The 23477-nt window shown below is 59.1% G+C and carries 27 protein-coding genes; 15 read left to right on the plus strand and 12 right to left on the minus strand.

Annotated elements, in window-relative coordinates; genetic code table 11:
- The first annotated feature begins 100 nt into the window (after window positions 1-100).
- From ACQQ2Q_RS03445 to arsK, 4 genes are all read left to right on the plus strand, one after another.
- Window positions 101-607, plus strand: coding sequence for a DUF1993 domain-containing protein (locus tag ACQQ2Q_RS03445; protein WP_428185619.1), 507 nt, complete (start codon window positions 101-103; stop codon window positions 605-607).
- Window positions 608-704: 97 nt separating this feature from the next.
- Complete coding sequence (locus ACQQ2Q_RS03450) at window positions 705-1025, plus strand: ArsR/SmtB family transcription factor (RefSeq protein WP_428185620.1); 321 nt, start codon at window positions 705-707, stop codon at window positions 1023-1025.
- Window positions 1026-1099: 74 nt separating this feature from the next.
- The gene (locus ACQQ2Q_RS03455; protein ID WP_428185621.1) at window positions 1100-1459 is read left to right on the plus strand and encodes a hypothetical protein; all 360 of its coding nucleotides are present in this window, start codon (window positions 1100-1102) and stop codon (window positions 1457-1459) included.
- A gap of 2 nt (window positions 1460-1461) precedes the next feature.
- On the plus strand, window positions 1462-2685 hold the full coding sequence (arsK, locus tag ACQQ2Q_RS03460; RefSeq protein ID WP_428185622.1) for an arsenite efflux MFS transporter ArsK: 1224 nt from the start codon (window positions 1462-1464) through the stop codon (window positions 2683-2685).
- Window positions 2686-2691: 6 nt separating this feature from the next.
- On the opposite strand, the gene ACQQ2Q_RS03465 is transcribed toward arsK, so the two are convergent.
- Entirely contained in the window at window positions 2692-3465 is a 774-nt protein-coding gene (locus ACQQ2Q_RS03465; RefSeq protein WP_428185623.1) for a gamma-glutamyl-gamma-aminobutyrate hydrolase family protein, read from the minus strand.
- Between the two features lie 245 nt (window positions 3466-3710).
- On the opposite strand from ACQQ2Q_RS03465, the gene ACQQ2Q_RS03470 reads away from it, so the two are divergent.
- Entirely contained in the window at window positions 3711-4667 is a 957-nt protein-coding gene (locus ACQQ2Q_RS03470) for a hypothetical protein (protein ID WP_428185624.1), read from the plus strand.
- 3 nt (window positions 4668-4670) lie between these two features.
- Here ACQQ2Q_RS03470 and ACQQ2Q_RS03475 read toward each other — a convergent pair whose 3' ends face one another.
- The 5 genes from ACQQ2Q_RS03475 to speB form a co-directional block, all read right to left on the minus strand.
- A complete protein-coding gene (locus ACQQ2Q_RS03475; protein WP_428185625.1) occupies window positions 4671-5372 on the minus strand; it encodes an RES family NAD+ phosphorylase in 702 nt (233 codons plus the stop codon).
- 35 nt (window positions 5373-5407) lie between these two features.
- Window positions 5408-5842 carry an antitoxin Xre-like helix-turn-helix domain-containing protein gene (locus ACQQ2Q_RS03480; RefSeq protein ID WP_428185626.1) on the minus strand — a complete coding sequence of 145 codons (435 nt, stop codon included), beginning with the start codon at window positions 5840-5842 and terminating at the stop codon, window positions 5408-5410.
- Between the two features lie 34 nt (window positions 5843-5876).
- Window positions 5877-7076, minus strand: coding sequence for a winged helix-turn-helix domain-containing protein (locus ACQQ2Q_RS03485; RefSeq protein ID WP_428185627.1), 1200 nt, complete (start codon window positions 7074-7076; stop codon window positions 5877-5879).
- Between the two features lie 94 nt (window positions 7077-7170).
- On the minus strand, window positions 7171-7509 hold the full coding sequence (locus ACQQ2Q_RS03490; RefSeq protein ID WP_428185628.1) for a hypothetical protein: 339 nt from the start codon (window positions 7507-7509) through the stop codon (window positions 7171-7173).
- 88 nt (window positions 7510-7597) lie between these two features.
- Window positions 7598-8572 carry an agmatinase gene (gene speB, locus ACQQ2Q_RS03495; RefSeq protein WP_428185629.1) on the minus strand — a complete coding sequence of 325 codons (975 nt, stop codon included), beginning with the start codon at window positions 8570-8572 and terminating at the stop codon, window positions 7598-7600.
- A 130-nt stretch (window positions 8573-8702) separates the two neighbouring features.
- On the opposite strand from speB, the gene ACQQ2Q_RS03500 reads away from it, so the two are divergent.
- The 4 genes from ACQQ2Q_RS03500 (at window position 8703) to ACQQ2Q_RS03515 (ending at window position 11221) form a co-directional block, all read left to right on the plus strand.
- Complete coding sequence (locus ACQQ2Q_RS03500) at window positions 8703-9383, plus strand: energy-coupling factor ABC transporter ATP-binding protein (protein WP_428185630.1); 681 nt, start codon at window positions 8703-8705, stop codon at window positions 9381-9383.
- The gene (locus tag ACQQ2Q_RS03505; RefSeq protein WP_428185631.1) at window positions 9380-9982 is read left to right on the plus strand and encodes an energy-coupling factor transporter transmembrane component T family protein; all 603 of its coding nucleotides are present in this window, start codon (window positions 9380-9382) and stop codon (window positions 9980-9982) included. The genes ACQQ2Q_RS03500 and ACQQ2Q_RS03505 overlap by 4 nt, the downstream gene beginning before the upstream one ends.
- A gap of 34 nt (window positions 9983-10016) precedes the next feature.
- A complete protein-coding gene (locus tag ACQQ2Q_RS03510) occupies window positions 10017-10580 on the plus strand; it encodes a biotin transporter BioY (RefSeq protein WP_428185632.1) in 564 nt (187 codons plus the stop codon).
- A gap of 125 nt (window positions 10581-10705) precedes the next feature.
- Entirely contained in the window at window positions 10706-11221 is a 516-nt protein-coding gene (locus ACQQ2Q_RS03515; protein ID WP_428185633.1) for a hypothetical protein, read from the plus strand.
- A gap of 26 nt (window positions 11222-11247) precedes the next feature.
- Here the strand turns inward: ACQQ2Q_RS03515 and ACQQ2Q_RS03520 are convergent, their stop codons facing one another.
- Entirely contained in the window at window positions 11248-11649 is a 402-nt protein-coding gene (locus ACQQ2Q_RS03520; RefSeq protein ID WP_428185634.1) for an acyl-CoA thioesterase, read from the minus strand.
- Window positions 11650-11862: 213 nt separating this feature from the next.
- Here ACQQ2Q_RS03520 and ACQQ2Q_RS03525 point away from each other — a divergent pair, with 213 nt between their 5' ends.
- Complete coding sequence (locus ACQQ2Q_RS03525) at window positions 11863-12798, plus strand: histone deacetylase family protein (protein ID WP_428185635.1); 936 nt, start codon at window positions 11863-11865, stop codon at window positions 12796-12798.
- A 2-nt stretch (window positions 12799-12800) separates the two neighbouring features.
- On the plus strand, window positions 12801-13049 hold the full coding sequence (locus tag ACQQ2Q_RS03530; RefSeq protein ID WP_428185636.1) for an exodeoxyribonuclease VII small subunit: 249 nt from the start codon (window positions 12801-12803) through the stop codon (window positions 13047-13049).
- Window positions 13050-13114: 65 nt separating this feature from the next.
- Here the strand turns inward: ACQQ2Q_RS03530 and ACQQ2Q_RS03535 are convergent, their stop codons facing one another.
- Genes ACQQ2Q_RS03535 through ACQQ2Q_RS03545 form a run of 3 tightly spaced genes read right to left on the minus strand, consistent with a single transcriptional unit; the run spans window position 13115 to window position 16328 of the window.
- Window positions 13115-14662, minus strand: a complete 1548-nt coding sequence (locus ACQQ2Q_RS03535; protein WP_428185637.1) for a DHA2 family efflux MFS transporter permease subunit — start codon at window positions 14660-14662, stop codon at window positions 13115-13117.
- Window positions 14655-15845, minus strand: coding sequence for an HlyD family secretion protein (locus ACQQ2Q_RS03540; protein WP_428185638.1), 1191 nt, complete (start codon window positions 15843-15845; stop codon window positions 14655-14657). The genes ACQQ2Q_RS03535 and ACQQ2Q_RS03540 overlap by 8 nt, the downstream gene beginning before the upstream one ends.
- Before the next feature lie 21 nt (window positions 15846-15866).
- Window positions 15867-16328, minus strand: coding sequence for a MarR family winged helix-turn-helix transcriptional regulator (locus ACQQ2Q_RS03545; protein ID WP_428185639.1), 462 nt, complete (start codon window positions 16326-16328; stop codon window positions 15867-15869).
- A gap of 197 nt (window positions 16329-16525) precedes the next feature.
- Here ACQQ2Q_RS03545 and ACQQ2Q_RS03550 point away from each other — a divergent pair, with 197 nt between their 5' ends.
- Both ACQQ2Q_RS03550 and dxs read left to right on the plus strand, forming a co-directional pair.
- Window positions 16526-17449 (plus strand): pirin family protein, encoded by a 924-nt coding sequence (locus ACQQ2Q_RS03550; protein ID WP_428185640.1) that lies wholly within the window; start codon window positions 16526-16528, stop codon window positions 17447-17449.
- Window positions 17450-17611: 162 nt separating this feature from the next.
- Window positions 17612-19531 (plus strand): 1-deoxy-D-xylulose-5-phosphate synthase, encoded by a 1920-nt coding sequence (dxs, locus tag ACQQ2Q_RS03555; RefSeq protein ID WP_428185641.1) that lies wholly within the window; start codon window positions 17612-17614, stop codon window positions 19529-19531.
- A gap of 110 nt (window positions 19532-19641) precedes the next feature.
- Here dxs and ACQQ2Q_RS03560 read toward each other — a convergent pair whose 3' ends face one another.
- Window positions 19642-21459: a methyl-accepting chemotaxis protein gene (locus tag ACQQ2Q_RS03560; RefSeq protein ID WP_428185642.1), complete on the minus strand. Its 1818-nt coding sequence runs from the start codon at window positions 21457-21459 to the stop codon at window positions 19642-19644.
- Window positions 21460-21724: 265 nt separating this feature from the next.
- On the opposite strand from ACQQ2Q_RS03560, the gene ACQQ2Q_RS03565 reads away from it, so the two are divergent.
- Window positions 21725-22057 carry a hypothetical protein gene (locus tag ACQQ2Q_RS03565; protein ID WP_428185643.1) on the plus strand — a complete coding sequence of 111 codons (333 nt, stop codon included), beginning with the start codon at window positions 21725-21727 and terminating at the stop codon, window positions 22055-22057.
- A gap of 11 nt (window positions 22058-22068) precedes the next feature.
- Window positions 22069-22320 (plus strand): DUF2188 domain-containing protein, encoded by a 252-nt coding sequence (locus tag ACQQ2Q_RS03570; RefSeq protein ID WP_428185644.1) that lies wholly within the window; start codon window positions 22069-22071, stop codon window positions 22318-22320.
- 75 nt (window positions 22321-22395) lie between these two features.
- Here the strand turns inward: ACQQ2Q_RS03570 and ACQQ2Q_RS03575 are convergent, their stop codons facing one another.
- Complete coding sequence (locus ACQQ2Q_RS03575) at window positions 22396-23442, minus strand: DUF4424 domain-containing protein (RefSeq protein WP_428185645.1); 1047 nt, start codon at window positions 23440-23442, stop codon at window positions 22396-22398.
- Window positions 23443-23477 lie beyond the last annotated feature (35 nt).

The raw sequence follows: 23477 nt of genomic DNA on the forward strand, positions 1-23477 counted from the left end.
GAACTTTCTGGTAACCCGCTTGCCGCCTGACGCTTGCCTCCCCACTTAGCGGTTTGCCGGCGCGATGCCGGACCACATCCAATCCGATTGGGGATATCTCATGTCAGTCACACTCTACCAGGTCAGCGTCCCGGTCTTCATTCGGGGCTTCGATAATCTCTCGGCCATTCTCGAAAAAGGCAGACGTTTCGCGACCGAAAGCGGGCTCGACGAGAAGGATTTGCTGGAAGCACGGCTTTTCCCCGATATGGGCAACCTGATCGCACAAATTCAGCGCGCCAGCGACACGGCAAAATTTGCCGCCGTTCGCGTCGGCCAGGTGGAGTCGGTTTCGATGGAGGACGACGAAACCTCGTTGGACGACTTGCAGGCACGTATCGCCAAGACGGTCGCCTTCCTCAAATCGGTGCCTGAGACATCCATGGACGGACGTGACGACGCCATGGTGGAGCTGAAAACACGCGACAGTGTGCGCCACTTTACCGCCCGCGATTATGTTCTGGGCTTCGCCGTGCCAAACTTCTACTTCCACGCGACCACAGCTTATGCCCTGCTGCGCCACAAGGGCGTGCCCATTGGCAAGCTGGACTTCCTGGGCCGTCCTTGATCGCACGGAATGGCCGCGAACGCCCATGCAGGATCCCTATTTCGACAAAAATCGAAATAGGGATTGACATGAAGACCATCGGTGATAGCTTATTTCCATGAAACTCGAAAAAGCAGCAGCACAGCTGGAAGCTCTGGGCAATCCCGTGCGGCTCAGGCTTTACCGGACGCTTGTGCGCGCCGGTGAGGACGGACTTGCGGTTGGCAGCGTGCAGGAAAAGCTGGGGATTGCCGCGTCCACCCTCTCCCATCACCTGAAACGGCTGGTGGCGACAGGACTTGTGGAACAGGAGCGGCAGGCCACGACTTTGATCTGCCGGGCGCACTATCCACGCATGAATGACCTCATTGGCTACCTGGTTGATGAGTGTTGTGCGGATTCAGGCTGTAAACCAGCACTGACAAAAGAGACAGAATAGACAGAATAGACAGAATAGAAATTTTGCCGTGATATTTCGATTGTTCCAGAAATATAAAATGAGCATCGGGCGCCATGACTGAAAATCCTCCCATTGCCGTTACAGGCACCGATCCGATCGGTCTTGCTGCGCCAGGGCGTCGTGTTGAACACGGTTTCGCGCCGAACAATCTGAACCGGACAGCGATGGCGGCAGGCCACAAGGCGGCGCGCGACGTGGATCTTGTTTTGCCGGAAACAGATGCGTGCAGTTCCAACGCGATGGACGGAGAGGTACTGGACGAAAACGGCGAATGCTGCGGCGGTCCGGCACCTGATAGGATGGACGCCTGTTGCAAGCGTGACGCCGATGCCAAAGCTGCCGGCGGTGACGGTTGCGGATGCGGATGCGGTGCCTTGTCCTCGAACCGCACTGCCAGGGCAGAGACCGCCTGACCATGGCCGCAGATAGGATGCCTGCATCGGGTCTTTGGGCTCTCGGCTTCACCCAAATCCTTGGATACGGGACATTATTTTACAGTTTCAGCATCCTTGCATCCGATATGGCGCTTGAATTTGGCTGGACGGAGCAATCGATCTTCGGAGCATTTTCGCTTGCATTGCTGCTGGCCGGACTTGTCTCACCAACCGCCGGGCGGCTTGCGGATCGATATGGCGCGGGGCGCATCATGACCGCCGGTTCATTTGTCTGCGCTCTGGCACTGCTGGCCAGCGCTGCAGCTCCGAATGGCTTTATTTTTGTCCTGCTTCTGGCCGTCACACAGGCCGCATCCACGCTTGTGCTCTACAGCGCAGCCTTCGTGGCCATCGTGCAGTTTGGGGGCAGCAAGGCCCAGCGCAGCATCGTCCATCTCACGCTCATTGCAGGCTTTGCCTCAACGCTGTTCTGGCCCCTGACAACCTTCCTGCACGAGTTACTGTCGTGGCGCTCGGTCTATGTCTCGTTCGCCCTTATCCACCTCGCCGTCTGCGCTCCGTTACATGCCATGATCGCCGCTCAGAGCCGAAGGCAAAGCGACATCGGCAGGCAGACCGCCAATGCAGGCGCTGGCGAAGAGCAGCCAGGAATTTCCCTTTCGGCCTCACAGCGTCAGGCCGTTTTTATCCTGTTGTTGGCAGGTTTTGCGCTGGAGGGTCTGACGCTCTCTGCCATCCTCGTCCATCTGGTCCCGCTCACGCAGGCGCTCGGCATGGGCAGCATGGGGCTTTTCGTGGCCGGCCTGTTCGGCCCGGCACAGGTGGCCAGCCGATTTACCAATATGCTGTTTGGCGGGCGATTGTCGCAGACCTGGCTTGCGGTGATCTCATCGGCGCTGTTGCCAATAGGACTTGCCGTGTTGATTGCCACCGCACCCTCTGCCGCCGGCGGGGTGCTGTTTGCGGTTTTGATCGGACTTGGTTCCGGGCTCAACAGCATTGTCAGCGGCACGCTTCCGCTCGAACTCTTCGGTCGCAAAGGGTATGGCGCCTTGCTGGGCTGGGTGACGGCCGCACGGCAGACCGCTGCAGCGCTTGCGCCATTCGGCCTGTCGCTTGCCATGGCGCATCTGGGCGTTGCACCGTCGCTCGGGCTTGCGGGCCTGACTGGCGCCGGCGCTCTCGTCTGCTTTGGCAGCATTGTCGTGCTGACAACGCGACGCCGGATGGCGGTCGCCTGCTGATCCGGTTTAGCCCCTGGACTGACGGTAGGTCCTGACGGCGTCACCAAAGGCGCGAAAGAGCGCCTGATTGATGGGGTTGGTGACCGGATCATATTCAGCATGCCACTGAACGCCGAGTGCAAAGCCCTTGGCATCCTTGAAGCGTATTGCTTCAATCGTGCCGTCTTCGGCGACACCTTCGACCTCGATGCGATCTCCGACGGTGACGATCCCCTGCCCGTGCAGGGAGTTCACGCGAATGACCTCGCTTCCCAGGATGTTGGCAAAGGTGCCCTTTGGCGTGAGCGTCACATCGTGACGGTCGGCGAAGACAACATCCGGATCCGGATGGATCTCACCGTTTTCCAGCCGGGGCATGCGGTGGTTCATGCGGCCCGGCAAATCGCGAATTTCCGGATGAAGCGTGGACCCACCGACGACGGCCATTTCCTGAAACCCGCGGCAAATGCCGAATAGCGGTACGCCACGCTCGATACAGGCCTCGATCAAAGGCAAGGCCACGGCGTCGCGGCCTTCGTCATAGGGTTCATGGGCTGGATCCGGCGCGACATTGAAGCGGCTGGGGTGGACGTTTGCGCGGGCACCGGTCAGGAGAACGCCGTCGACCACTTGCAGCAGATCTTCGATATCGGTGATATCCGGATCGCCGGCGAAAATGACCGGCAGTGCGTCGGCTACCTGCTTGACGGAATAGAGGTTCTTGTCGCCTGCCATCTGCACGTTGAAGCGGTTTTCCACGCTGTAAATGTTACCGATCACGCCGATCACGGGCTTTGTCATGTCGTCTCACGCTATCTTGAGCCGGTCTCATCGCCCGGATCGGGCGACCGGCAGCTGGAACTTTATCGTTGATAACAATCTAGGGGCCGCATGTCAGCACGCCAAGACTAAAGATCGACAAATGCAGCCTTTCGTGAGAAACACTGCGTCACCAATCAGATGCTTGCGTACAAACATTTCCCTCCACGTTGCAGTCCCAATAGACCTCAACTAATGTCCCGCACGCCAAAGCAGGGACGACATATATGTGGGATTTTTCGATCAGCCGGACAGCTGGAATTCTGGCGCAGACCGCGCCTTTCATCCGGTTCAGGCTGGCCGTCTATTTCGCAATTGCGCTGATCTACCTGCTGACCTTCGGCCTGGGCTCCGGCATCGGCTATGTTGCTGGCGTGCTGATCGGCATGCCCTCCATCGGCCGCGTTGTCGGCGGGGCGATGTCGCTTGGGCTCGTAACCTACGGGCTGGGATGGGCGCGCGACTATCTGTTTCAGCTGGTCAAGGCACCGCATATTTTGGCGATGACGCGGGCGATCTATTCCGTGCCTGTTTCCTCCGCAAACGACGAACCTGTCGGCCATGCACAATCCGTCATTCGCGAGCGGTTCGGTGAGACGCGGGCGCTTGTGCATCTCAGCCAGACAATCGGGGCCGTGCTTTCCCTCGTCGCGAAGGTCATGGCGGATGCCGGGCAGCTCATGCCAGCGCTTGGAAAATCCTCTCGGATTGCGCGGGTGCTGGCACGCGTCTCGATCGTCCGAACGAATGAGATCATTCTCGGCTACGATCTGCATGAGCAGCGCGGCAAACCGTCCGATGGCTGCCGACAAGGACTTATACTCTACGCGCAGAATGTGCGGCGGCTGGCAAAGAACGCTCTGTGGCTTGCGACTTTTCGCTGGATGTCAGCTGCGCTGTTTTTCCTGATGATCATCGGACCGGTGACAGCCATCGGCTATGTCTTGCCGGGTGCCGCCTGGGCCTTCGGCTTGATCTTTTCGGCAATCCTCACCTGGGCATTCAAGGTTTCCGTGCTGGAGCCCTTCAGCACTGCGGCGCTTATGGATGTCTATTTGCATAGCATCGAGGGACAACTGCCCAATCCGAAATGGGAGGCACATCTGGCCTCTGCGTCCAGCGATTTCCGCAGTCTGAGCATACCATCGGCACACGATGCCGATGTTGAGCGGGAAGCAAGCTGAGGATCACACCACGCCTGTTGGCCCGTCGACCGCCGGGGTCGCTTCACCGCTCCAGACCAGACGATAGACGTCTCCCTGACGCACGGACTGCACGGCTGCCGGACGCAGGATGGCCAGACAGGTTCCACCTTCGTGGCGGACGGAAGGATAAATGATGCCATTCATCGCGGCGGCCCGGGCCGCAACAGCAAGAGCGTTTCCGGCGGCATAACCAAATGCCTTTTGCGGCTGAAGCGCTGGATGGCCGATCCTTTCCCTCAGGTCGAGAAACTCGCCGGAGGTGCTGCAATACATTTCGGCATATTCGACAGTGGCATTGAAATCGCCGGCATTGGCCAGAAACTCGGTCATGTGAAAGGTGATTTCGGCCAGGCAGGTCTCGACCTGAAGTGCTGCATACCAGGCACCGCGATATTCGCCGTTGAACCTGTTGGGATCACGCGGCTTTGCATAGGCAAAGCTTGCATTGATGAAGGCGGCATGGGGCACATCGTAGACGAGTTCTCTGGCGGCAAGGCCCGAAATCCCCGTCGCCTGCGCATTCATGCGACTGCTGGTGGCGGCCTCGATCTCGGCCAGTTCCTGCATCTCGCGATCATTATCGGTCAGTTGCGCCAGAACGGGCGGACGCAGGCGCGCGGTCGACACCAGCCGCACAGTGCGCGGATAAGCAATTGTTGCGACCGGTACGCCGTCGACTTCCACGATCACATGCCTTTCTCAACCACTCGTCTTGCAGATCAAAGTCCGCCGCGCACCGCATCGACATAACGCCTGACATCCAGCATCAATGGAATACCGCCGTCGATCATGGCGCCAACCGGAGAGCGCCGATCAAAGAGCGGACCGGAATTTTCCAGCACTGGCCAGCGGTCAGCCATGGCATCGGCAAAGAGCAGATGCAGGCCCTTGTAAATGCCGGTCAGCGCCGAGATCCGGGTCATCTGGTCCTGGCTCAACGTCTTTGTCCCGCCCTCCGGCTTCATCCGCTCCCATGTACTGGAGGAGACGCCAAGAAGCGCTGCTGCCTGCGCCCCTGTCAGGCCCCAGGCACTGACGATGCGGCGAAAGGCTTTCAGCGCCGTGTTCGACAGCCGCAGGCGATCAGCCTCGTCAGCAAAGCCTTTCCGAGCCGCGGTTTTGGCGACTGGAACGGATAATAGATGTTCAGGCATAAAGACCTCCATCAAATGACTAATTATATATATGTCATTTGATGGCGGATTTCCAGTCATCCAGATAATTCACCCGTTCGACGCCGGCAAAACGGGCCACGCGCACGAGTTCGGCATCGAGCTTGTCGAAGCGGCCGGGCACGGCGCGCACGCCCACCTCAAGCCAGAGCCGCTTTACATCGAGCGTGCCGGCCTTGCGGTCGGCCTTCATGTCGATGCGGCCGATCATGCGGTCACCTTCCAAGAGCGGGAAGACGTAATAGCCATATTGGCGCTGGGGCTCGGGCACGAAGATCTCGATGCGATAGTAGAAGCCAAACAGGCGCTCGGCGCGTTTGCGGTCTCGTAGCAATGGGTCAAAAGGCGAGAGCACCCGGATGCGCGCCGGTGGTTCGGGTGCGTCGAGCAGATTGTCGATGCCTTCCACAAAGGCATATGAGAGGCGTGGCTTGCCATCGATGCCTTCGAGCGTCACCGGTTGCAACTCGTCCTGATGGCTTTCCACCCAGGTCTTGGCTTCTGCCGGTGTGACCAGATCCCAGAAGGCGGCTATTTCCCCGGAGGTGGCAAAGCCCAGCCGTTTCAATGCTTCGCGGCAGGCCCAGTCGACAAAGGCGTCGTGATCAACTTCTGCTGCATGATGCTCGGCCGGGATCACCCGTTCGGAGAGGTCATAGACCTTCTGGAAATTTTCGCGCGCGGCAATCGAAAGCTTGCCGGTGCGCCAGAGAAATTCGAGCGCGGTCTTGTTGGGATGCCAGTTCCACCAGCCGCCGGACTTGTGATCGTCGACCTTGATGTCACGGGACAGCAGCGACCCGTTTTCGGCAATGCGGGCAAGCGTTTCGTCGAAGACCGCCTCATCGAAATTGCGCCCCTGCCACTTGGTCCAGTTCGCGCGAATACGCGCCTCCTCGCGGGCAAAACGATGCTTCCAGTACGGGAAGAAGCAAGAGGGGATGACCGAGGCATCATGGGTCCAGTGTTCGAACAGCAACCGATCCTTCTCGATCAGCCCGCTCAGATGTTTCGGCCGGTAGGTCTGGTTGCGGGAAAACAGGATCTGATGATGGGCACGCTCCACCGTCGAGATGCTGTCCACCTGCACGAAGCCCAGATCATGGATCAGCTCATAGAGTTCAGACCGCGTCATCGCCTTTTGCGGCGGCCGGGAAAGCCCTTGCCGCTCCATGAAGATTTTGCGCGCCTGCGCATTGGATATCAGAATCGCCATACCCAAACGCTAGACAATGTTCATGATATGTTCAACAGGCAATTCTACCGACGCATTTGAGCGCCGGCAGAATGGCGAGTGGAGCCGATAAGGGCTACTCGGTGATTTCGTAGGACCCGGTTTCGCAAAGGTCCTGCGTGTCTTCCATGTCTTCGAGATCGGAATCCTCGGAGAATTCGAAGCGCATATCGTAATTGCAGACCGTCCGACCATCGGCGATGGTGATCTTGATGCTCTGGCCGGGTTTGAGAACGTCCTGCCCGAAGACATCTTCTTCCCAGTCCTCAACGCCGCTTGGCGAGGTATAGAAGCGCTCCAGCACTTCGCTTGTGCTGTTTTTCAGCGTGAAGACGAGATCTTCCGCAAGCGCTGCGCCGGCAGTCGCCAGCAGGATGGCGCACGACGCCGTGACGAACTGGATCGTCCTGTTCATTCGATATTCTTTCATGCAGGTTGAGATGAAAAACCCTTAGCCTGCATCTACAAATAAGCAATAGACCGACGATCTGATGCGGATGCGATCAGCTGACTTTTTTCTGCTTTCGCCGGTCGGCGACGGACTTCGCCATGATGCAGAGCAATTCGAACATCATGGTGGCGCCGGCCAGTGCGGTCATACCATTCAGATCGAATGGCGGTGCTACCTCGACGACATCCGCGCCGACAACATTGACCCCCTCCAGCAAGCGGACCATGGCCTGGGCTTCTCGGGTCAGAAAACCGCCCAGTTCCGGGGTGCCGGTTCCTGGCGCCATCGAAGGATCGATGCAGTCGATGTCGAAACTGACATAGGTGGCACCATCGCCGGCAATCTCTCTGGCCTCGGCCATGACATCGTCTGCACCACGGCGTGTCGCCTCTTCCATATAGATAATGCGGATGCCCTGGGCTTTTGCCCAGTCATGCTCATCGGCGGAGAAGTTGGAGCCGCGAATGCCGATCTGAACCGTACGCTTGGGATCCAGAAGCCCCTCTTCGATGGCACGACGGAAGGGTGTGCCGTGAGTATAGAGATTGCCGCCGAAATAGCTGTCATTGGTGTCGGAATGGGCATCGAAATGGATCATGCCGACGGGGCGCTGCCTGGCCACGGCGCGCATGACCGGAAGCGTGGTCAGATGATCGCCGCCGGCTGTGAGCGGCAGCGCACCGGCTGCGACGATGGCTGCCATGCCGTCTTCGATGCGCTTCAGGCCATCCATCAGGTCGATCGGATTGACCGAGACGTCGCCGACATCGGCAATATTGGCGATTTCGAATGGAGCGATCTTGGAGACGTGATGAACGCGGCGGATCAAGCTTGACTGGTTGCGGATTTCACGCGGTCCATGACGCGGGCCGGCGCGGTTTGTAGTGCCGCCATCCCAGGGAACACCGACAAGCGCGATATCCAGACCGTCTGCAGTGGGCACCAGCGGCAGCCGCATGAAGGTTGCAGGACCTGCAAACCGGGGAACTTCGGTGGCGTCGACGGGCTGATGAAACTGGGATGACACGGTAAGCTCCTGAACATGAATTGCAGCGCCTTGACATGGGCGCAAGGCTCCACCGTAAAGCAAGTCGCATCACTTTGCCTGGGCCAGCCGACAGGTTATAGGGGAGCCAGAAACGCAAGGGACACGATCATTGGATATCCGGTTTGACGCCGCAACGCTGACACATGAAGCCGGAACGGCGCTTCACCCGTTGACGCTTTCGCTGGCCGAACGCCGCATCGGCGTGATCGGTCTCAACGGATCAGGCAAGACCAGTTTCGCGCGACTGATTGCCGGGCTGACGAAGCCAAGTGCCGGACATGTCTTCCTCGACGGGCTGGATACCGTGGCGGATGCCGATGCCCTGCGCGGCCGCACCGGCTTCATTTTTCAAAACCCCGCAAACCAGATCGTGCTGCCGATCATTCGCGACGACATTGCGCTTGGGCTGAAAAGCCTGAAGCTCTCCAAGGCAGAGACGGAAGCGAAGGTCGGTGCGGTTCTCGCGCGGCTGGGCATCCCGCACCTTGCCGACCGCCGTCCGCATGAATTGTCCGGTGGCGAATTGCAGCTGGCAGCGCTCGCCGCGGTGCTGGTGACCCATCCGCAACTGGTGATCTTCGATGAGCCCACCAACCAGCTCGACCTGAAGAACCGCGCCCGGGTGATGGATGCGATTGCCGGCCTGAATGAACAGGCCATCGTGATCAGCCATGATCTGGCACTGATCGAAGGGTTCGAGCGGGTTCTGGTGTTTGATGCGGGCATGCTTGCCTTCGATGGCGCTGCCACGGAGGCCGTTTCCGCCTATCGGGAGATCGCTCTTCGATGAAGACGCTCTATGTCGAGGGAAAGAGCCTGTTTCACCGGCTGACACCGGATGTGAAGCTGTCAGCCCTCGCGGTCTATGCGGTGCCCGTCTTTCTCACCCGCAATCCGCTGCTTTTGACGCTGGCCATGGCCCTGCCCCTTGCCGCCTATCTTTCGCTTGGTCAGCCCCTTCGCGAAGCGATGCGTCCGTTAAAGCCGATCTTGCTGACCATCCTGATTGTCGGCGCTCTTCAATGGTTGTTCAATGGCCACGAGGAGGCAGCGGTCACCGTTTTGCGGCTGACCACGCTGATGTTGGCTGCAGCGACGGTCACGGCGACCACACGTATTACCGCGTTCATGGAAACGGTCACGAAGGCCGCCTGGCCGCTGGAAAAGCTTAGGCTTGCGCGCGCAGCCGATATCGCGCTTGCGGTCGGGCTGGTGCTGCGTTTCGTTCCTGAAGTGATGGCGCGCTATACTGCAATCCGGGACGCGCACAAGGCGCGCGGCATCAAGATTTCGGCGGCGACGCTGATCGGTCCGCTCATCATCCTGACGCTCAAGGATGCGGATAATATTGCTGACGCCATTGACGCCCGCGGAATTCGCCGCCAATGAAATGCAGGCTGGGGATCTGGAGAGAGACGCCATTATGACTACACGTGATATTGTCCTTATTTCGCTTTTTGCCGCATTGATTGTTGCCTTCGGCTTGATGCCACCCATTACGCTCGGTTTCATTCCCGTTCCAATCACCATGCAGAGCTTCGGTGTGATGCTGGCTGGCGTGATCCTGGGTGCAAAGCGCGGCGCATTTGCGCCTCTTCTCGTGATCCTGCTGGTGGCGATCGGCCTGCCGGTGCTGTCGGGTGGCCGTGGCGGCCTTGCTGTGTTTGCCGCGCCGACCCTCGGCTACCTGATCGGCTGGGTGCCTGCAGCCTATGTCGCCGGCTTGATCTCTGAGCGAGTTGCACGGTCTTCCTCCAATGCTGTTTTTCAGGTGATCGCGTTTTTCGTCGCGGCCGTAATTGGCGGTATCGTCGTTGAATACGCCTTCGGTATTGCTTGGCTTGCATGGGGTGCCGGCATCGGCTTTTCGAAAGCCTTCTACGGCTCGATGGCATTCGTGCCGGGCGACCTTTTGAAGGCGGGCGTTGCAGCCCTGGCCGCCCGTGCCGTCATGGTCGGCTATCCGCTGCTGCCGCAGCGCGCCTGATCGCGTCGAATTTGGAGATATGCGGCGGGGATTTCCTCGCCACACATCGCGATCGCAGGTTCCTTGAAGGGCTTGCGCGAAAACTGCGCTATGGTCATTGCGATGACTTACCGGTCGGAGGTTCCATGACCACAAGAACCAGATCCATATCGACTGCTGCCGGCCTGCTGCTGATGACATGCGGTGCCGCCCCGGCCCTTGCACAGGGCTATGATGCGGATTGCCTCGATGCGGTTAAGTCCCTGTGTGGCGATACACCGCTTGGCACCTGTTTCGAGCCCGAAGTCGCCTGGACCAGGATACCGGCCAAATGCGAAGGCGATGTGCAGTCGATGATCGAGGACGAGCGCGATCCGCTGGCCTCGGATGCACCAGCAGCAACCGATCTGCCCGCCATTTCCTATGGCGGCATCCTGCGGTCCGGTCCGGGCATGGAGTTCAAGAAGAAGGCGAGCCTGCGCGAGGGCCAGCCGCTCGAAGTCCTGGAAGCGACCGGCACGTGGATGGGCGATTACCAGTGGTTCAAGGTGAAGAGCAGTTCCGGCACAGGTTTCACCTGGGGCGGCATTTTCTGCAGCGAAGGCGGCAAGCCGGAGGGTGTTTTATCCTCTTGCGCCGACTATCCACCGAAAGGCCGGTAGACCCTCTTGCCATTCAGGCCAAGCGATCACGCGAGATGGCCATAGAGCCAGTCGCGGGTATCTTCCGGCAAGGGAACAGGTTCTCCCGCTTCCACGCCGGTGGCTGCGCGGGTGAGTTCCACTTCTGCAACAACCGAATTACCGCGCTCGATCATGATGTTGAAGCCGATGGACTTTCCACCGATCTTGTCGATCCGGACCGTCAATCGGAGCGCATCATCCAGCCGCAAGGGCTCGTAGAGGCGGCATTCCAGCTTGCTGGTTACGTAAACCGGCTCGTCCTCCAATGGCGGACGGTAGCGCCAGAAATGGGCAAGCGCCGTTTCGGCATGGTCGACATAGGCGGATGCCCGCATCAGCCCATTCATGTCGATATCCCTGTAAGGGACCCGAAGTTCCGTCACCTCGACGCGTTGATCGTCGTTCATATATGCCCCTGCATTTCAACGGGTTTGGCAGTCTAGAATAAAAAACCGAACCTGAACAAGGCCCGTCGCGTTAAGGCGTAAATCGCAGCATTCCAGGGAAAGGGCAACAGGACCGAAATGAGCGCTCAAATGCTGATCTGTGCATAGCGCCTCCAAAGCCCGTAGACCATGACAGTGCCGGCCCCTATGGTGACAATCCATGCGGAGAAACCAATGACCACCCGCCTTTATGAAAATCCAATCTTTCTTGAACATCTCACTCCGCCCGGCCATCCCGAACGACCCGACCGGCTGCGGGCGCTCAATGTGGCGCTGGAGCATCCGAATTTTGCGCCGCTGGATCGTCGTCAGGCTCCGCAGGCCAATGAGGATGCCATTCTCCTGGCTCATCCGGAGGAACATCTGTTTGCGGTGATGCGGCAGATCCCGGAGGAGGAAGGCGAGATCCGGCAGATCGAGGCCGATACCTATGCCTCGCCCAAGAGCCTGCAGAGTGCGTTGACAGCCATTGGCGGCGCCATGGCGGCCGTGGACGATGTGATGACCGGCGACGTTTCCAACGCCTTCATCGCAGCACGCCCGCCCGGCCACCATGCAGAAAAGGCAACGGCCATGGGCTTTTGCTATTTCAATTCGATTGCGATTGCCGCGCGTCATGCTCAACGAAAGCACGGGGCCGAACGGGTGGCGATCGTCGACTGGGACGTGCATCACGGCAATGGCACGCAGGACATCTTCTGGAACGACCCGTCCGTGCTGTTCTGCTCCACCCACCAGATGCCGCTTTTTCCCGGCACCGGCAAGCGCGACGAGACCGGCATCAAGAACAACATCGTCAATGCGCCACTGTCGGCCAATGTCGGCTCTGACCACTTTCGCGAGGCCTTCAAGTCGCGGGTGCTCACAGCACTCAATGACTTTTCTCCCGACCTCATCCTGATTTCCGCCGGCTTTGATGCGCATCACCGCGATCCGCTGGCGCAGATCAATCTGGTCGGCGAGGATTTCGACTGGGCAACCGGACGGCTGATGGAAGTCGCTGACAAATTCGCCGGCAACCGGGTCGTCAGCCTGCTCGAAGGCGGATATGATCTTGAGGGTCTGGCCGAATCGGCCGGTTTTCACATCATGAGACTGATGAAGGGTTGAGTATGACGGACGCCGCCACCGAAATTGCCACGCTGAGTTTCGAAAAGGCCGTTGCCGAACTCGAGAGCATTGTCGCAAGGCTGGAACGCGGCGATGTGGCTCTCGACGAATCCATCGCCATTTACGAACGGGGGGAAGCGCTGAAAAAGCACTGCGAGACATTGCTGACAGCTGCTGAAAACCGGATCGAAAAGATCCGCCTGGATCGCGCCGGCACACCGCAGGGGACGGAGCCGCTCGACCGGGAATAGCCCGCAAGGGTAATCCGATCTGTAAACTAGAAGACCCGGCGGAGACGATCCAGCCGGGTCTTTTTTTACTCCATGACCAAGGCAAGCTCGTCATCATCGTTTTTGCTGGTGCCCGGTTTTCGCAGTAGCAGGCATAGCGGCATGACGGCGATCGACATCAGCATCAACAGCTTGAAGTCGTTGGCATAGGCAATCACGGTCGATTGCAGCGTGATCATCTGGTCGAGCGCGGCGCGGCCCGCAGCCGTCCATGGACTGAGGCCTGCGGCTGCCGGATTGTCGAAGGCGTGGTTAAACGGCGTGACATGGGTCATCAGTTCGGCATGGTTGATCTGGACGTTTTGCACCAGCAGCGCCGAAACGACGGCGATACCCACGCTCGATCCGATGTTGCGCGACAGGTTGTAAAGTCCGGTGCCATCTCCACGCATGTCTGCCGGAAGCGTGGCAAAGGCCATGGTCGTCAGTGGCACAAACAGGAAGCCGAGACCCGCTCCTTGCACGAAGCCCACATAGACGATCGTCCATTGCGATACATCGGGCGTCCAGCCGGTCATGTCATACATGGCCCAGGCCGTGATTGCGAGACCGGCAAACAGAAGCAGCCGTGTGTCGACCTTGTTGATCAGGCGCCCGACAATTACCATGCAGACCATGGTGCCCAGCCCACGCGGCCCCATGACAATCCCGGCGGTGATGACCGGATAGCCCATCAATGATTGCAGATAGGGCGTCATCAGCGCCAGCGAGGCCAGATAGGTCACGCCGATCACGAAGATGAAGAGCATCGACACCGCAAAATTCCGGTCGAGGAACAGGCGCGGATTGATGAAGGTCTTGTCGCGGGTGAAGGTGTGAACCAGCAGCATGTAGAAGCAGCTGACGAAAATGATCGTTTCGATGATGATCTCACCGGAGGAAAACCAGTCGAGTTGCTGGCCACGGTCCAGCATCATCTGCAAGGCGCCGATGGAGACCGACAGCAGGCCAAAGCCAAGCCAGTCCAGCCTGGACCCCGCATTGATCTTGGTCTCCTGCACAAAGGACGAGATGCCGACAAAGGCGAGAATGCCGATCGGCACATTGATGTAGAATACCCAGCGCCAGCTGAAGTGATCGGTGAGCCAGCCGCCGATCACAGGCCCCAGAACCGGCCCGACCATGACGGAAACGCCGAACATGGCCATGGCAGATCCGCGCTCTTCGACCGAATAGATGTCGAGAAGGATGCCTTGCGACAGCGGTACCAGGGCCGCACCGAAGAAGCCCTGCAAGAGACGGAAGCCGACAATCTGCGTCAGCGACTGGGCAAGGCCGCACAGCACGGACGCGGTGACGAAGCCGGCAATGGCGATCAAAAGCACCCGCTTGCGACCGAAGCGGGCGGCCAGAAATCCGGATGGCGGCGTCATGATGGCGGCGGCGACGATATAAGACGTCAGCACCCAGTTGATCTGGTCGGCACTGGCTGACACGCTGCCTTGGATATAGGGCAAGGCGACATTGGCAATCGTCGTGTCCAGCGCCTGCATGATCACCGCGAGGATGACGCAGGCCGAGATCGCGCCGCGGTTGATTGCCGGCGCGACCGCATCTGCTGTCGTATCACTCATGAGCGTAGGCGCTTTGCTGGCCAAGCAGGTTCTGAACGAGGAGCGGCAGGCCACGGGCATGCCCGGTCTCGATGGAGACGACACTGCTCATGCCGACACGCAGCGGCGGATTGTCCTTGTTATCCTCGATGTCGATCCGCATCGGAATACGCTGGACGACCTTGACCCAGTTTCCGGACGAACTTTCCGAGGGCAGAAGCGAAAAGCTGGATGCTGAGGCAGGACTGACACTTGCCACCTCGCCCTTCCAGGTCGCACCCGGATAGGCGTCGACCGTAATCGTCACAGGTTGGCCCGGACGTACATAGGTCAGTTCGGTTTCCTTGGGATTGGCATCGATCCACAGATGCTCTGTCGCGACCAGCGAGAAGGCTGACTGGGCCGCGGGCAGATAACTGCCTTTCTGGAGCGCATTCACATTGGTGACCACGCCATCGAAGGGAGCGTGGACAACAGAGTGATCCAGCGCGCGCTTTGCATCTTCGACAGCCGATTTTGCCTCCAGATAGATCGGATTCTGCTCGATGGGCGCATCGGCCTTGCCTCCGAGTTCGGCGAGCGTCTGGTTGGCCTGCGCCTTGGCAACGGCAACTTTCTGGCGCGCGGCCACAAGCGCATGCTTGGCCTCATCGAGGCTGGTCTTGGATGTGACAGAGGTCGAGTTCAGCCGCATCTGACGGTCATAGGCCGTCTGATAATAGGGAATATCGGCTTCGGCCTGTTCGATCTCGGCCAGGGACTGCTTGTAGGCGGCCTTCAGGTTGAGCAATTGGTTGCGCGCAGCGCCAAGCTTGGCATCCGCCGCATCGAGTGCGATCTGGAACGGGCGCTCGTCGAGAGTAAAGAGGACGTCTCCGGCTTTGACCTCCTGGTTGTCATGAACGGCAATCGACTTGACGATGCCGGAGACATCTGTGGACAGATTGACGATATCGGCACCGATATAGGCATTGTCCGTTTCCATCTCCTGTCCGCCGTTCACGTAAAAATAGCCTCCGGCAACCAGTGCGACCGGCACGACGAGAAACAGTAGCCGCCTAATCCGATTGCGACCTTGGTTGGGGCGCGCATTATTGGCAGGTTTCGACCGCGCTTGGGTCGCTGCGGCTGTTGGCGCAGAACCCGCGTCCGGGCGCTCCTCGGTCGCGCTGGCGCCGGCTTGCTCAGATCTATGTTCACTCATGGGATGACTTTCTCAAGACTCTTATTCGGCCAGAGGCTGGGATTGGCACTGGCAGACATTCGACAAATTGGATTTCACGTGTTCGAGCATTTTGACCAGCAGGGCCTGCTCTTCTTCGGACAAGCCTTCCATCGCCTCGACGCGCGTGTCTTCGGCAACGCCGCTGACGCTGCTCAAGAGGTCGCGCCCCGCCGCAGTCAGATGCATGAGCCTCAAGCGGCGGTCGGTCTCATGGGAGCGGCGCTCGACCAGACCTTTCTCGACCAGTTTGTCGAGGACGCGGGTCAAGGAGATCGGCTCCACCGACAAAAGCTCGGCCAGGGCAGCATTGTGAATGCCCTCGTTACGCGAGATATAGGCCAGCGCCTGCCATTGGGCTCTGGTGAGCCCCGAATGGCGCGCCCGGAATTCAAATCGCTTGCCCATCAGGCGCGAGACGTCCTTCAGGAGAATTCCAAACGAGGATTTGCTGGGAGGTTGCAAAGGAGGCTCCGCCGACAGTTCGATTTTCATAAGGTGGCTTATGATGTAGTCCCTTATGATATTTTGACAAGCTCTGCGCCGGAGATTTTTTCAACTTTGTCGACTTGGAAAGTTGACGCTGTGTGCACCAATTGCACCTTCCGCGACGATCCGGCCCGTCATAGACTGAGAAGACACAAATCGGAGGTTCTGTCCCCATGTCCTTTTTTCCCGGAAAAGACCCGGTCGCCGGTGACGCCTTTGCCTGCGATGGCGTGGAACAGCTGATCATTCCCCGTTCCAGCGATATTGGCGGCTTTGCCGTTCGCCGTGCCTTGCCCACCGTCCGGCGCCGGCTGGTTGGACCGTTCATCTTTTTCGACCGTATGGGGCCGGCTGTGATGCGCGCCGGTGAGGCGCTGGACGTGAAACCCCATCCCCATATCGGGCTATCGACCGTGACCTATCTGTTTGACGGCGAGATCAAGCATCGCGACAGCCTTGGCAATGAGCTTGTGATCCAACCCGGCGACGTGAACCTGATGACGGCAGGACGCGGCATCGTGCATTCGGAGCGCACACCTGAAAAACTGCGTGGCGCCCCTCTTTCGATCTCCGGCCTGCAAACCTGGATCGCCCTTCCCGACCAGATGGAAGAAATCGACCCGGCCTTTGGTCATACAGCACAGTCGGCTATGCCACTGTTCGACCACCAGGGGGCCAGCGGTCGCGTGGTGATCGGCAATTTCTCCGGCATGAAATCGCCCGTCCGCGTGTTTTCCGATACGCTCTATGTGGACCTGACGCTTGAGGCCGGCAGCACGTTCCCATTTTCCGCGGACCACGAGGAGCGCGCGCTCTACATTCTGTCCGGCGAACTGGAGGTCGCGGGCGATCGCTTTGCTGCCGATCAGCTTCTGGTCTTGCGGCCCGGTGACGAGATCACCCTTCAAGGCGGGGCCGGCGGCTGTCATGTGATGCTGTTCGGCGGCGCTGCCATGGCGTCCAAGCGCCATATCTGGTGGAACTTCGTGTCGTCGTCGAAGGAGCGGATTGAACAGGCCAAGGAAGAGTGGCGCACGGGGCGTTTTGACATCGTCCCGGGCGACGAGGAAGAGTTCGTTCCCTTGCCGGAACGGTGAAAATCGGGCCATTGAGGTTGCTGCATTGTTTATTACCCCTTTGCCCGATGCGGGATAAAGCCCTATATAGGCGTAACCGCACACGCGGCAGCGTGGCTTTTGCCTCAGCGCGATTTAACGTAAAGGCGACCGCCCCGCCGCAATAACAATGAGGCCTGCCCTGTGACTTCCCAGCCTGATACGCCGCTGCTCGATACCGTCCGGCTGCCCGCGGACCTGCGCAAGATCGCTGACCGCGACCTGCCGCAGCTTGCCCGCGAAGTGCGCGACGAGATGATCGACGCGGTGTCGACCACCGGCGGACATCTGGGTGCCGGACTGGGTGTGGTCGAACTGACGATTGCCATCCACAACGTGTTCAACACACCCGACGACCGGCTGATCTTCGATGTCGGGCATCAGTGTTATCCGCACAAGATCCTGACGGGACGCCGTGACCGTATTCGCACGCTGCGTCAGGAAGACGGTCTTTCCGGTTTCACCAAGCGCGCCGAGAGTGAATACGATCCCTTTGGTGCTGCCCATTCCTCGACGTCGATCTCTGCCGGTCTCGGAATGGCGGTCGCCGCCGACATGTCGAATTCCGACCGCAAGGTGATTTCTGTTATCGGCGACGGTGCGATGAGTGCCGGCATGGCCTTCGAAGCGCTGAACAATGCCGGTGCGCTCGATGCACGTTTGATCGTCATCCTCAACGACAACGATATGTCGATCGCACCGCCGACCGGTGCGATGAGTGCCTATCTCGCCCGTCTGGCATCCGGCCGCACCTATATGGGATTTCGCGAGCTGGGCAAGAAGCTGACGGCTTATCTCGGCAAGGGATTCGATCGGGCGATTACCCGCGCTGTCGAGCATGCGCGCGGCTATGTGACCGGCGGCACGATGTTCGAGGAACTCGGCTTTTACCATATCGGCCCGATCGACGGGCATTCCTTCGACCATCTTTTGCCGGTGCTGCGCAATGTGCGCGACAATGCCAAGGGGCCCGTGCTCATCCATGTGGTCACGCAGAAGGGCAAGGGCTATGCACCGGCCGAAGCGGCGGCCGACAAATATCACGGTGTCAACAAGTTCGATGTGATCACCGGCGCGCAGGCCAAGGCCAAGCCCAATGCGCCCAGCTATACCAGCGTCTTTGGCGAGAGCCTGGTGCAGGAAGCGCGGCTGGACGACAGGATTGTCGGAATTACCGCCGCCATGCCATCGGGCACCGGCATCGACAAGTTGATGGAAGAATTTCCACAGCGCACCTTCGACGTCGGTATTGCCGAGCAGCATGCGGTGACCTTTGCCGCAGGCCTCGCGACAGAAGGATACAAGCCGTTTTGCGCGCTTTATTCGACCTTCCTGCAGCGTGGCTACGATCAGGTTGTGCATGACGTGGCAATCCAGGGACTGCCGGTGCGCTTTCCCATCGACCGCGCAGGCTTTGTCGGTGCCGATGGCCCGACCCATGCCGGATCGTTCGACACCACCTTCCTTGCCACCCTGCCCGGCTTCGTGGTGATGGCGGCTGCCGACGAGGCGGAACTCAAGCATATGGTGCGCACTGCGGCTGCCTATGACGAAGGTCCCCTCTCCTTCCGCTATCCACGCGGCGAGGGCGTGGGCGTGCACATGCCGGAGCGCGGCGAAATTCTGGAAATCGGCAAGGGCCGGATCGTCAAGGAAGGGACCAAAGTCGCGCTTCTGTCCTTTGGCACAAGGTTGGCCGACTGCCTGCTTGCCGCCGAGGATCTGGATGCTGCCGGCCTGTCGACCACGGTTGCGGATGCACGCTTTGCCAAACCTCTCGACCACGATCTGATCCGCCGCCTCGCGCAAGAACACGAGATCCTGATCACCGTGGAAGAAGGCGCCGTGGGGGGCTTCGGATCGCATGTGATGCAGTATCTGGCTATGGATGGTCTGCTGGATAGCGGGCTGAAGGTCAGGCCGCTCGTGCTGCCGGATGCCTGGGTGGATCAGGCCAAGCCCGAAGTGATGTATGCCCGCGCCGGACTCGACAGCCATGGCATCGTGCAAACGGTGTTCCGGGCGCTGGGGCAAAAGGGCCTGGGGATCGGCGCTGCCGGTTAATCCCCAAAGCGTGAGACGGGGCAAAGAGGAAAGGACCGGTAGAGCCGGTCCTTGCACCTATCTAGCGAAATTTCAGGTGACGCACCCGCAAGCGACCCTGCGGGAAGATGTTAAGCGGCCCGTTGGTGCGCGGGTGTTTTTGCCGCTTCGCCCGTCAGACGGAAACGCGAGACCAGTTCCCTGAGCTTGGCCGATTCCATTGCAAGCGCGTTGGAGGCTGCGGTGGATTCCTCGACCATGGCAGCATTCTGCTGGGTCGACTGATCCATGGAATTCACTGCCTTGTTGACTTCGTTCAGGCCGCCCGACTGTTCCTTGGCAGACACGGCAATCGATTCCATATGGGTGTTGATCTCGGCGATGAACTGGCCAATCGTGTTCAGCGCGCCACCGGCATCCCGTACCAGATCCACACCGTTCTTGACCTGCCCGGCAGAGGTGTTGATCAGACCCTTGATCTCCTTGGCGGCGTTTGCCGAACGCTGTGCCAGTTCGCGCACCTCTTGGGCGACCACCGCAAAGCCCTTGCCAGCTTCACCGGCACGCGCTGCCTCGACGCCGGCATTGAGCGCCAGAAGGTTGGTCTGAAAGGCGATTTCATCAATGACGCCGATGATTGTCGAGATCTGCTTTGAACCAGCCTCAATCTGGCGCATGGCGTCCTCGGCATAGGACACGACCTTTGCCGACTCGCCCGCCGATTGATTGGCCTGCACCGCGACAGTTCGTGCTTCCTCGGTGCGTTTGGCGGAATTGCTGACATTGGAGGTGATCTGCTCAACGGCTGCTGCCGTTTCCCCAAGGGCTGCTGCCTGCTGCTCGGTCCGTTTCGACAGATCATTGGCTCCGCCGGCAATTTCACGGGCCCCGGACTCAATCGTGGAAATCGTCGTCGATACAACCGAAAGCGTGCTGGCCAACTGGCCGATCGATAGGTTGAAGTCGTGCCGCAGTGCTTCAAAATCGGGCGCAAACGCTTCCGTCAGCTGGAAGGAGAGATCGCCGTCGGCCATGCGCTTCAGACCAGACGCAAGACCCGAGGTTGCGATCCGAAGGCGTTCCGCTGCTTCGGCCTCGGCCCGCTCTTGCGTGGCGATGCGATCCGCTTCGGCCTTTTTCCGGTTGGTCTCGGCTTCAGCTTCCAGGCGTTTATTGGTGATGGCTGCCTGACGGAAGACCTCGACAGAGGCTGCCATGTCGCCGATCTCATCCTGGCGCCCACTACCGGGAACAACGATATCGGTATCGCCTTCGGTCAATCGGTGCATGACGCCCGACATCTGAACGAGAGGACGGGCAATCTTGCGGTTGCCGATGATTGCGGATGCTATTCCGACCAGAAGGGCAACGGCCAATGCAATGATTGTAAACTCGCTGGCGCTCGCGGTGGTCGACAGCATCGCGTCACCTTCGGCCTCCACATCACCAGACATATCCTCGACCGCGTCGTTCAAGGCAGAAGCTGCTGCCTCGTAGGATGTGAGAGCCGGACCGAAAAACCGTGAGATGGCGGCGGTTTTGTCGCCGCTTTCCAGAAGCGCGAAAGTTGCATCCCATTCGGAATTCATATCGGCAATAGCCTGCTTGACGGCGTTGAAGGCATCGCGATCGGCAACATCGACGATCAATGGCTCATAGGCAGCGAGGTTTGCATTCAGGGAGGTAGCGGTCGTCTCCAATTTGGTTTCGAAGCTCTGGCGGTCGGAAGGCTCCGCGTTCAGCACGCCACCTCCGACACTGCGCATTTTTGCCAGTTCACTGTTGATTTTACCCAGGGCAATGAATGCCGGAACACGACTGTTGACCACCGTTTCCGCATCGGTGCGGATCGACGACAGTGAACGGACAGAAAATAAACCCTGAACGAGGATCACCATAACAAGAAGTCCGGTGAGGCCCGTCAACAGCTTCGCAATCGATATTTTCATTTCCAGACATCCCTTTGGCGTATTACCATTTTATAAATGACGAATGTGAATAAACTGTTCTGTTTGGCATTCCTCAAAACTATTGCCGCTCGTCAGATTAGTGGTGCTTGCGGAGCTTTTATTCCATGCATGCATTGGAAGCCGGGTACTTCTATTTGTGATGCCTTCAGGCCCGAGGCTCGACAAAGAGCCTGGAACATTAGCTGCATCGCCGCGTTATTCCTCCGACACGATTTGAAACCATCCGAACAGGAAGGATATCGACATGGACAACAATGATCGCGACATGATGAAAGAACTGAAGAAGCTTCAGGACCAGGTTTCGCACTACCGCGAAATGCTTGGCGACGAGGGACGCAACGTTGCAGAGGGAGCGCGCGCTCGGGGTGCTCAGGCCCTTGAAGTGACTTCGGCCAAGGCACGCGATGCTGCCCGCTACGCTCGCAACGAAGCCGGCGGTGCTGCTGCAATGGCGCGCGAATATCCGACCGCGACTTCCACAGCACTTCTGACTGTCGGCCTGATCGGCGGCGTGGTCGGCTATCTGATCGGCCAGAGCCAGACAACCGAGCGCGATACACGCTGGCGCTGGCACTAAGGAACAGCGTCATGGCTGACATTACCTATCACGTCGTCAAGCACGATGAAGGTTTTGCGTATCGGCTTGGCGATGTCTATTCAGAGCCTTTTCCAACGCATGAAGACGCTCTTGCCGCGGCACGGGCCGTTGCGACAGAACATGGCCTGAGCGGTGACGACGCGGAAATCTCGTTTCAAGACGCAGATGGGCGCTGGCATCGCGAACATGCCGATGGCACAGACCGACCTGCAAGCTCCGTCGTGGACGACGTCGAAAGCTGATCCTGACCACAAGAACACAAAAAGCCCGGCGACATGTTGCCGGGCTTTTTGTATGTAAACAGTGGTTATCGCTCTTCAGTTTTCCGATTGCGCGCGCACCAGAAGCAGAACATGAATATCCTGCTCGGGCATGAAATCCACGGCATTCATCTCGAAAGTGGTTGGCCCGGTTTTCTTGACCCCGTTGCCACAGAAGCTGACAAAATTGGCCTTGTCGCCCTTATCGATGGTGATGCGCAGCTTGCCGATCGGCCCCGCCCAGTTTGCGCCGGTCTTCAGCACATAGGAGATCCAGCTTTCCGTGTAGTATGGACCGGTTCCCGCTGACATGTCTTTCTGCAGCTTGTCGGCGAGACGCATGAAGCTATCGTCGATGCAGTATTTCTGCCGGTATTCGCGCTGGTTCTTGTCAAACCAGTCATCACCCTTGAACTCTTCCCCGGCAAAACTGATGCCGGCCGTTCCGCCGACTCCTGGGCTATATTCGTGATGCACGCGTACATCCTGTCCCGCCGGGAACGTTGTTTTCCACCAATAGGCCGATTGCAGCGTCCAGAGCGGGATGGGATGGTGTTTCATCTCGCCTGCATCTTCATAGACATCATCGTAGATCAGGCCGCGCGCCCGCCAGTCCTCAAGCACATCGGATGGCAACTTTGCCAGTGCCTCATGGGTGCGGTCGCTGAACGGCAACAATGGCACATCTTGTCCCCGAACGTCATCCGTCATGTCTATGCCGGTGGCAATCACGCGCTGCTGCAGGTTCGGCTGTATTGGTTGACCATCCTGGGTGACGGTGAACCCCAGAAAATTGTCTGCCTCGCGATCATTGAGCGCGATCTCAGACTCATAGTCCCCCTTGATGTCGGGCATGGGGAAGGCGATGTAGGATGTCACTTGACTGTCGCTTGTGTTGCGGAAGACATAATCGACCGTGACACGCTCGGGTGAAATATAGAGGTCTTCCTCAACCATGGAGACGGCGTCCGTCTGGACAAAGTTAAGGCCGCCCGCCACCAGCTCTGCCATAGTGTCATTGGCACCGGCCGGCATGGCTGCAAGACACGCAAGCGTGCACGTCGCTGACATCGACATGGCTGAAAAAGCTGTTCTGGTGTTCATCGAATGTCCCCTGTTTGCCTCGGATCCCCACCTGG

This window comes from Agrobacterium sp. ES01, assembly GCF_050320885.1.
Classification (GTDB): Bacteria; Pseudomonadota; Alphaproteobacteria; order Rhizobiales; family Rhizobiaceae; genus Allorhizobium.